Below are 9,110 nucleotides of genomic sequence, written 5' to 3'. Positions count from 1 at the left end.
ATGGTCCCATGAGACCTGTCTTGATCCCGTTCACCGCATCTTTTGATTTGACACCATCTTTTTCTTCCAGAGCAAGGTCAAAACCAGTGATAATGGTGTGGAAGAATGGTGAAGTATTGAAGAATTGCGTATGCAATTTCATCATTTCTTTCAATTCTGGAGTGCCATCACCATACATTTTACGCAACTGAGGTAAAAGCATATAAAGGTAACCAGAAGCCTGCATCCGTTCGTAGTTCCAACCCAATTGGAAGGTGAAGAGGCTACGTTTGTTGATTTGTTTAAAATCTTCTTTTGTTAGTTTGTAATTAGAATTCGTCATCTTCAATTTCCCCGCTTTCTACATTGCTTGCTGGAGCAGCTACGACTGTACGTTGACTGTTTTTGAAGTGTTGTACTGCAAGGAAGATACCGATAATGGCAATACCAATCATAGATACACTCTTGAAGTTGTTAACAAAAGTAATAGCTTGTTCTTTTGGAAGTTTAGCGAACACATCAGAACCAACAATGCTAGACACTGCAGCACCAAGGCTTTGAACATTGCTATAAAGCACTGTCAACATTGCTGTTAAGCCAAAGCCAAGTGCTAAGTAGTGAAGGTTACGACGAACAGGAAGGTAACGAAGCAAGATCGCAAATCCAAGACCTGGAAGCATTTGACCTGCAAGTTTCAGACCGTTTGCCAACCATTGTACATTAGCAAGACCTGTAACAACAGTTTCTACGAAAGAACCACCAAAGGCAAGCGCGAAGAAGACTGGAAGGGCACGAGAAAGAGCCCAAGGAACAGCACCAAGAAGGTAGTTGCGTTCAATTCCTTTATAGTCGTAACGTTCGATCGCAGCATCTACACGGTGAGCGAAGTAAGTTGTAGTCATACGACCAAGAATATCAAAGTAGGTCAACAAAGTTGCTACCGGCACAGCGATTGTAGCAATAGCAATCTCTGGATCAATCCCTTTTGCTACTGAGAAGGCAGTCGCAAGAACGGCACCAGATGTTGCGTCAATACGAGAAGCTCCACCGAAAGTACCTACACCGAGCACTGTCAATTGAAGAGAAGCTCCGATAAATAGACCTGTCTTTAAATCCCCCATGACAAGTCCTGTAATGAAACCAGCAAAGACTGGTGATCCTGCTGATGAAACAATCGTCAACTCATCACAGATTTGATAAGCTGAGTACAAAGTAAGTAGTAAAATTTGCCACCATTGTATCATGACAATTTCCTCCTAAAAATTTTCTTTTACTTTAATAACTTCATAAAGTCTTCTGCAGTGTCGTTTGGCACCATCTGAGACGTAATCTTTACACCTTTTTCGTGGATCTTGTTGAAGTCTTCCACGTCCGCGTCCACCACATTGATCGAGCGGGTAATCGCACGTGTCTCATCAGATTGAGACATATTGCCGACATTCAGCGTTTCAAGCTGAACGCCTGCTTCGATCAAACGAAGGAAACGATCAGGTTTGCGAGCTACGATAAAGAGTCGTTGGCTATCATATTTTCCAGCCAAGATATTTTCCGCAGCCTTTGCGACTGGCAAGATACTGAGCTTAACACCAGGTGGTGTCGCTAGTTTCAAGCCACTTTTTTCAATATCATTTTGAGCGACTTCATCATCGATCACCATGATACGTGAAACATTTAGTTTGGTAGTCCAAAGATTGGCTACCTGCCCGTGGATCAAACGTCCATCGATACGGCATCCTACAATAGTCATAAATTTTCCCCCTTTACTTCTTTGAATGTAGGTTGTTGAACAAGTTCAAGTGTCTCTTGGTAACGCCCTTCTGTCTCAAAGACGATCAGGCTATTGGCTCCTTCTTTGAGGAAACCATGAGGCACGTAAAGTGAAGTGGTCGGTCCGACCTCCCAGAAGCGGCCAAGGTTGTGGCCGTTGACAAAGACGACCCCTTTCCCAAATCCTGTCATATCCAGATAAGTGTCAAGGGTGTGGTCCAGCTGAAAATCATATCGGTAAAACGCTGGAGCACCTGCCTGCCATTCCTTTGAAAAATCGAGCTGACTGAGATCTTGTAAATCCAGTGGGTACTGCTTCCAATGAAGGTGGAAATGCAAATCCACACAGACACCTGTGCGAATGCCCTTGTGCTGGCTATCAGCTAAGAGCTTGTGCCCATAGTTGACACGGCCCATATTCTCAAGCAAGATTTTTAAATTCGTAACCGCTTTCTTTTTTCCTTTGATAAAAAGATCTTCACCGATCTCTGTTTGGTATTGTGTTGCTACATGTTGATCATCTAGGTAAATCTGTACCCGATCCCGACCATCAATGATACGCAATTTTTCTTCTTCCGCATCCAACTCAAGGTCTGTCTCATATAGGAGATAACCTGTGGTTTGCCCCAACTCTTCCATCTTTTCGGGATAAAGGCTTGTCTCAACCTGAGCCAGATTGTCCAGATTCCCAAAAAGACTAGTCTTGGCTGCCAATTGCAAGGTTTGTTCTGGCAAACACTCTTTGATGAGTGGTTCTTGCTGTGGGTATTCTGGATAATAGGTCGCCATCATTTTTTGAATAGCATAATACTTCTCCGTCGGATTGCCCTGCTCATTGAGCAAAGCCCCATAGTCATAGGATGTCACCTGTGGCAAATCAAGCGTCCCCCGAGCTGAGCACCCATTCATGAAGCCAAAATTGGTTCCGCCATGAAACATGTAGAGATTGATGGAGCCGAGCTCCAAGACCTCATGGACAGCTTCTGCCAACTCTTCTGGATCCCTTTGAATCACAGGTTCTTTCCAGCGGGTAAACCAGCCATCCCAGAATTCCATACACATCAAGGGCCATTTCTTGCCGTATTCGTCAAAGAATTCTTTCATCTGACCGAAGTTATAGGCTGCTTTGGAACCGAAGTTTCCCGTCACAAAGAGGTCTTCTTCTATCAAGGTTCCTGTTCTTAGCGTTGCTCGCCATGGTCCATCTGATGTAAAGAGAGGACAGGTCACGCCTTTTTCCTTCATCAAATCCCGAATGGCACGAAGATAATCCTTATCCTCTCCATAAGAGCCGTACTCATTTTCCACCTGCATCATGAGGATTGGACCACCCTGATCCACTTGGTAGGGTGTCAACAAGCCAAGCAAGCGATCATAATAACGATCCACTGCTTCGATAAAGGCTGGGTCAGATGAGCGGATTCGCAGGTCTTCTTCTAAGAGCCAGGCTGGTAATCCACCAAATTCCCACTCTGCACAGATAAAGGGCGACGGCCTTACAATCATGTAAAGTCCTAGGGACTGGGCTGTTTGGATGAAACGCTCTAGATCCAATCGACCACTAAAGTCAAATTTCCCTTTGCGAGGTTCGTGCGCATTCCAGGGGACATAAGTCTCAACCGTGTTAAAACCCAAAGCCTTTAGATTATACAAGGAATGATACCAGTCTGCTGGGTCAATTCGGAAATAATGGATCGCTCCGGACAAAATCTTGAAGGGTTGACCTTTTAAATAGAAAGCATCGCGAATCTCAAAAACTCCCATAAACGCCCCCCTTTCTTATATGTAACCCTTTTCAGTTATTAATATAATAAATTTTTTTAAAAATGTCAACACTTTTAGAAAAAATATGTTAAAATAGGGTTAAATAAGAGAAATCTAAAGAGAGGTAGCACTATGGCAATTCCAAAGTACCAACACATCAAAGATGAATTGAAACAGCAAATTATCTCAGGAAAATTTGAAAACGGGGATAAATTTTATACTGAAGCTGAACTCATCAAAATTTATGATGTTAGCTCTATCACCGTTGTCCGTGCTTTGAACGACCTCGCTGCCGATGGCTACATTGTCCGCCAGCAAGGAAAAGGGACCTTTGTTTCTCGTGCTCGAAAACACAAACTAGTTGAATTTTCAGATGTTGAAACCTTCCCCATCCAAAAGGCCAAAGTCAAAGTTCTCTCTATTAAACGTGGAAACACCTTAAGCATCCTAGACAAACTAGGCCTCAACCCAACGCAATTCTACTATAAGATCGAACGGACCCGCCAGACAGGGGATGATACGTATATCTTCCACCAAACCTATATTCCTGAACAATATATCAATCCAAACTATCCAAATTTGGAATACTATAGTTCTATCTATGATCGCTTCAAAGAGGATTACCACATTCATATGAATGATGAGCACTTCGAAGAAATCAATGAAATCGTCTTTCCTACACCGAGCAAGGTGGCTAAAGTTTTGGAGATCGATGAAAATTTCCCAACTGTTAAACAAGTGAAGACGACCAAGTTAGAAGCTACTGGCCAAATCCTTGAATACACGGAAACCTACAAACGCGGTGACTACTACAAGATTAAATTCATCTCCTGTGACCGCGATCACTAAGAAGCAAAAAGACTGAGACAGCTCGGTCTTTTTATATGTACATTGTAACATATTGAAAACGGTTTCTAAAGACCTCTTTAAAAATATATATAATTAGTGATAGTTTAGCTATAAAAAGTTTAAAAATGAGAGTGGGACAGAAATCGGTAATTCGTTAGAATTCGATTTCGTCGTCCCTCCTCCGCACAGTTGAGTAGGGCTGTAAAAGCTGATGAAATCAGCGTAGTAGAGCCCACTCAACCACTGCGTCTTGCTCGACAATCCAAGAACAATTAAGAGGCTAGGACTTTTGTCTCAGCCTCTTTCGTCTATTTTTCAAATTCCCGTTTTTCTTGCGATTAGTCACCCAAACCGATGCGTTCAAAGATCTCATCTACCCGTTTGGTATAGTAAGTTGGGTTGAAGATTTCGTCGATTTCTTCTTGAGTGAGGCGTGAAGTCACTTCTGGATCCGCTTCAAGAAGTGGTTTGAAGTCTACTTGGTTATCCCATGATTGGGCAGTCTTCGGTTGAACAAGGTCGTAAGCTTGCTCACGCGTCATACCTTTTTCAATCAAAGTCAGCATGGCACGTTGGCTGAAGATGAGACCAAAGGTTGAATTCATGTTACGGATCATGTTTTCTGGGAAGACCGTCAAGTTCTTAACGATGTTTCCGAAACGATTGAGCATGTAGTCAATCAAGATGGTTGTGTCTGGTGCGATGATGCGCTCAGCTGATGAATGTGAGATATCCCGTTCGTGCCAAAGAGAGACATTCTCATAAGCTGTCACCATGTGCCCACGGATCACACGCGCAAGACCAGTCATGTTTTCAGAACCAATAGGGTTCCGTTTGTGAGGCATGGCTGAAGAGCCTTTTTGCCCCTTGGCAAAGAACTCTTCCACTTCACGTTGTTCTGATTTTTGAAGACCACGAATTTCAGTTGCCATACGTTCGATAGATGTTGCGATGCTAGCAAGAACTGCAAAGTACTCAGCGTGAAGATCACGAGGAAGTACCTGTGTAGAGATTTCTTGAGCACGGATACCCAATTTATCGCAGACGTATTTTTCAACGAATGGTGGGATGTTGGCAAAGTTACCAACCGCACCAGAAATCTTACCAGCTTCCACACCAGCAGCCGCATGCTCGAAACGCTCGATGTTACGTTTCATTTCGCTATACCAAGTTGCCAATTTGAGACCGAAAGTTGTCGGCTCAGCGTGCACACCATGGGTACGACCCATCATGATGGTGAACTTGTGCTCCTTAGCCTTGTCAGCGATGATGTTGAGGAAGTTTTCAAGGTCACGACGGATGATGTCATTGGCCTGCTTGTAGAGGTAACCATAGGCCGTATCCACCACGTCAGTAGATGTCAAACCATAGTGAACCCACTTGCGCTCTTCACCAAGAGTCTCAGAAACCGCACGCGTGAAAGCCACCACATCGTGACGAGTTTGTTGCTCAATTTCCAAAATACGGTCGATATCAAAGTCCGCTTTTTCGCGAATCAAAGCCACATCTTCCTTAGGGATTTCTCCCAACTCAGCCCATGCCTCGTCAGCTAAGATTTCCACCTCAAGCCAAGCACGGTATTTATTTTCTTCAGTCCAAATGTTCGCCATCTCCGGGCGAGAGTAACGTTCGATCATTGTTTTTATTTTCCTTTCTGTTGATGTTTCACATCAGTTAGCAACCGACTGTCGCTTTACTCAAATTCTTCTTTCCCAATCCACACAGATGGATAATGACCCAATGTATTCAAATCCGTATCCAGAGGCAGATCATAGATGGCTAAATAGTTTTCAGGATATTGTGCAACTAGCTCTTCATACTTCGCTTTCACTTTTTCATGATCACTACTCGCATACAAAACTTCGACGACTGCCCCCATCTTCTCTTTTTCAACAAATGCGTTGACAATGAGTTGAATCATAAAAACCTCCTAAATCGAAATTCCCTTCATATTTGCTTCCAGAATAGGCATCTTCACACCTAACTCCTGACCAGTCTGATAAACACTTTGACAACAATAGAAGATGTCCTGTTTATCATTGTGTAAGGTCATGATTTTTCGGGTCAGCTCATTTTTCGCAAACATGATTTTCATGGCTTTTCCTGCAATCCAAGCGGGAATTTTGTAAGGTAAGAGTTCAGCTTTATAAAGCTTCAAATTTACGCCACGTGCTTCTACAACTTTCAAAGCCTCTCGAATGGCCTTGATGGCCAATGACAATTCCGAAGAACTATTCATCAAGTTCAGAGCCAATTCTTCTGGATTTTCCAGATTTCCTGAACGTGCAGCTGTCGAAGTAACACCTGCATTAATCGCCATGTGAATCCAAATCCACTCAACCATATCATGAGGAACTTCCCACTTCAAATCTGCAGAAGTCAGTAAAGTCCTTAAATCAGCATAGTTAGAGATCTGTGCTCTTTGCTCACCTTCTAGCATTAAATGGTCAAACAAGACGCCATCTAAATGGTCCTCCTGCATATGACCACCCGCTGTCGGAAAAGCCAGAATATAGTCGTAATCTCCTGCCCACTCTTGGACCTCTTTTCGAGTATTCCAGAAATTACAGAAGAAAACAAGGGTGCCTTTTATATTATTTTTTCGCAAGGTTTCCACAGCTTCTTTGACAAACCCATGACGCACACTCAGAAAAATAAAATCATATTCCGAATCAGCTTCCGCCACATGAACTTCATAGGTGTCGTGTTTGTTCTCACCTTTGGAATGATAGCGACCATCTAGTAGATCAACCGACAACTCCTTCGGAGCAGTGCTTTTCTTACTATCTCTCAGTACATGCTCCACTTGATGGTCTGCTTTTTGAAAGGCGTAGGCATAAGTGGTCCCGATGACTCCAAGTCCTAGAATCGCTATTTTCACTTAAAAATCAATTCCTTTCCCAAACTCAACCACACTATCTGGTTCATCACTAAACAAAGTCACATGACCCATTTTGCGGTTGTGCTTCGCTTCTAGTTTACCATATAAGTGGAGGTGGGCGCTTGGATTTTCTGTCACATATGTTTCAGCAGCCTCGACATGTTGGCCGAGAACATTGAGCATGACAGCTGGTGCATGAAGGTGAATTGCTGGGAGTGGTGCTCCGAGAACACCCAAGATATGGGTGTCAAACTGTGAAAAGTCGCAAGCTTCAATCGAATAATGCCCTGAATTGTGGGGGCGTGGCGCGATTTCGTTGACGATGATGTCATCAGCTGTCGCAAACATTTCTACACAGAGCGTTCCAGAAAGGTTCAGTTGTTCAGCGATTCGCACTGCCATCGCTTTAGCTTTCTCAGCTAGACTTTCTGAAATGCGAGCAGGCACAATGGTTTTTGAAAGAATGTTGTTGCGGTGGATATTTTCCTGAACTGGGAAGACTGTCACGCCCTTGCCATTACCAGACACGATGACTGAAATCTCAAGATCAAAGTTGACGAACTCTTCTAAAACGCAGTCTGCTGAATCAGCTAACGCATAGGCTTCTTCCAAATCTGCTTCTGAACGAATGACCTTTTGACCATGGCCGTCGTAACCACCGGTCGCTGTCTTGAGGACATAGTTTTTAGAAATGTCGATATCTGCCAAATCTTGGCTTGAGGTCACAACCTTGTAAGGGGCCACAGTGACTTGGGCCTTGTTGGAAAGAAAGTCCTTCTCAAAGATTCGATTTTGAGAAATGCGGAGTAGGTCTGTTCCTTGTGGAAGCTGACCGTCTTTGATAACAGCGTCAAGGCCGTCAGCATCCACATTTTCAAATTCATAAGTGAGAACATCACAGCGATCTGCCAACTGACGAAGAGCCTCTACGTCGTCGTATGGGGCCGCGATGATTTCCGCCACACGAGAGGCTGGGCAATCAGCTGCTGGGTCCAAGGCAATAACCTTGTGTCCCATGTAGATAGCTGAAATCGCCATCATCTGACCGAGTTGACCACCACCGATGATACCAATGGTTTTAGTTGAGCTCATTCGTCGACTCCTCTGCGATTTTTCCTTGTTCTTCTGCGAAATCCGCTAACGCTGTCGCAATAGCCTGGTCCTCTACTGAAAGGAGACGGAGGGCAAAGAGAGCTGCATTAGTCGCACCTGCTTCACCGATAGCCATGGTCGCAACAGGTACCCCACCAGGCATCTGAACGATGGAATAAAGCGAATCCACGCCACTAAGGGCACGAGACTTGACGGGTACGCCGATAACTGGAAGGGTTGTTTTAGCAGCAACCATCCCTGGCAAGTGAGCAGCACCACCCGCACCTGCAATAATAACCTTGATGCCACGGCTACGTGCTTCTTCTGCATGTTTGAACATGAGATCCGGCGTCCGGTGGGCGGAAACAACTTTCTTTTCGTAAGCGACGCCGAAGTTGTCGAGGACTTCAGCGGTTTTTTGCATGGTTGCCCAGTCGGATTTTGAGCCCATGATAATGGAAATTACTGGTTTCATTTTTTATCCTTTTTCTTCCTTTTTTGACAATCACCTTAGGTTGTGAGGGACGGCAGCAGCCACCAAAGGTGTCTCATGCCTAAATCGGAAGCCTTAAGTCTTCCGATTTCCCTAAACGATTGGCTAAAAAGCCAATCGTTTTTTCACAACAGTGGTGATTGTCTCCCATTAGCTCGCTTTCGCTCGCCTTTTACGACCTACGGTCGCTAATTATTTATTCGCCTTGCTACCGATATCCGTACGATAGAAGAGGCCTTCTGTGTTTTGTTTGTTGAGTTCGTTGTAGATAATATTTTGGCCGTC

The 9,110-nt window shown here is 44.1% G+C and carries 10 protein-coding genes; 1 reads left to right on the top strand and 9 read right to left on the bottom strand.

What is annotated here, in order from left to right; translation table 11 throughout:
- From PAN06_RS11600 to PAN06_RS11585, 4 genes are all read right to left on the bottom strand, one after another.
- The coding region (locus PAN06_RS11600; protein WP_269796383.1) for a PTS system mannose/fructose/sorbose family transporter subunit IID at nt 1-322 on the bottom strand (322 nt) is incomplete at its 3' end.
- Nucleotides 309-1,223 (bottom strand): PTS mannose/fructose/sorbose/N-acetylgalactosamine transporter subunit IIC, encoded by a 915-nt coding sequence (locus PAN06_RS11595; RefSeq protein ID WP_049483971.1) that lies wholly within the window; start codon nt 1,221-1,223, stop codon nt 309-311. The genes PAN06_RS11595 and PAN06_RS11600, both read right to left, overlap by 14 nt.
- Nucleotides 1,224-1,249: 26 nt before the next feature.
- Nucleotides 1,250-1,726, bottom strand: coding sequence for a PTS system mannose/fructose/N-acetylgalactosamine-transporter subunit IIB (locus PAN06_RS11590; RefSeq protein WP_003009322.1), 477 nt, complete (start codon nt 1,724-1,726; stop codon nt 1,250-1,252).
- On the bottom strand, nt 1,723-3,510 hold the full coding sequence (locus PAN06_RS11585) for a beta-galactosidase family protein (protein WP_269796382.1): 1,788 nt from the start codon (nt 3,508-3,510) through the stop codon (nt 1,723-1,725). Before PAN06_RS11585 ends, PAN06_RS11590 begins: the two co-directional genes overlap by 4 nt.
- A 132-nt stretch (nt 3,511-3,642) precedes the next feature.
- On the opposite strand from PAN06_RS11585, the gene PAN06_RS11580 reads away from it, so the two are divergent.
- Nucleotides 3,643-4,359 carry a GntR family transcriptional regulator gene (locus PAN06_RS11580; protein ID WP_009731970.1) on the top strand — a complete coding sequence of 239 codons (717 nt, stop codon included), beginning with the start codon at nt 3,643-3,645 and terminating at the stop codon, nt 4,357-4,359.
- 338 nt (nt 4,360-4,697) lie between these two features.
- Here PAN06_RS11580 and purB read toward each other — a convergent pair whose 3' ends face one another.
- Genes purB through purE form a run of 5 tightly spaced genes read right to left on the bottom strand, consistent with a single transcriptional unit; the run spans nt 4,698 to nt 8,807 of the window.
- Nucleotides 4,698-5,996 carry an adenylosuccinate lyase gene (purB, locus tag PAN06_RS11575; protein ID WP_269796381.1) on the bottom strand — a complete coding sequence of 433 codons (1,299 nt, stop codon included), beginning with the start codon at nt 5,994-5,996 and terminating at the stop codon, nt 4,698-4,700.
- Nucleotides 5,997-6,052: 56 nt separating this feature from the next.
- Entirely contained in the window at nt 6,053-6,280 is a 228-nt protein-coding gene (locus PAN06_RS11570; protein ID WP_269796380.1) for a phosphoribosylaminoimidazole carboxylase, read from the bottom strand.
- A gap of 9 nt (nt 6,281-6,289) precedes the next feature.
- Nucleotides 6,290-7,240 carry a 2-dehydropantoate 2-reductase N-terminal domain-containing protein gene (locus PAN06_RS11565; protein WP_269796379.1) on the bottom strand — a complete coding sequence of 317 codons (951 nt, stop codon included), beginning with the start codon at nt 7,238-7,240 and terminating at the stop codon, nt 6,290-6,292.
- Nucleotides 7,241-8,332 carry a 5-(carboxyamino)imidazole ribonucleotide synthase gene (gene purK, locus PAN06_RS11560; RefSeq protein WP_269796378.1) on the bottom strand — a complete coding sequence of 364 codons (1,092 nt, stop codon included), beginning with the start codon at nt 8,330-8,332 and terminating at the stop codon, nt 7,241-7,243. It abuts the gene before it with no gap.
- The gene (purE, locus tag PAN06_RS11555; RefSeq protein WP_061564565.1) at nt 8,319-8,807 is read right to left on the bottom strand and encodes a 5-(carboxyamino)imidazole ribonucleotide mutase; all 489 of its coding nucleotides are present in this window, start codon (nt 8,805-8,807) and stop codon (nt 8,319-8,321) included. Before purE ends, purK begins: the two co-directional genes overlap by 14 nt.
- Between the last annotated feature and the right edge of the window lie 303 nt (nt 8,808-9,110).

This window comes from Streptococcus sp. SM3 (genome assembly GCF_027497875.1).
The sequence above is the reverse complement of the archived record's forward strand: the minus strand, read 5'-3'. Positions and strand labels throughout refer to the sequence as shown.

Bases quoted from the DNA above. Each gene is read 5' to 3' on its own strand.
- PAN06_RS11590 (WP_003009322.1), bottom strand. From the start codon at position 1,726: ATGACTATTGTAGGATGCCGTATCGATGGACGTTTGATCCACGGGCAG.
- PAN06_RS11580 (WP_009731970.1), top strand. From the start codon at position 3,643: ATGGCAATTCCAAAGTACCAACACATCAAAGATGAATTGAAACAGCAA.
- PAN06_RS11585 (WP_269796382.1), bottom strand. From the start codon at position 3,510: ATGGGAGTTTTTGAGATTCGCGATGCTTTCTATTTAAAAGGTCAACCC.
- PAN06_RS11595 (WP_049483971.1), bottom strand. From the start codon at position 1,223: ATGATACAATGGTGGCAAATTTTACTACTTACTTTGTACTCAGCTTAT.
- PAN06_RS11570 (WP_269796380.1), bottom strand. From the start codon at position 6,280: ATGATTCAACTCATTGTCAACGCATTTGTTGAAAAAGAGAAGATGGGG.
- purK (WP_269796378.1), bottom strand. From the start codon at position 8,332: ATGAGCTCAACTAAAACCATTGGTATCATCGGTGGTGGTCAACTCGGT.
- purE (WP_061564565.1), bottom strand. From the start codon at position 8,807: ATGAAACCAGTAATTTCCATTATCATGGGCTCAAAATCCGACTGGGCA.
- purB (WP_269796381.1), bottom strand. From the start codon at position 5,996: ATGATCGAACGTTACTCTCGCCCGGAGATGGCGAACATTTGGACTGAA.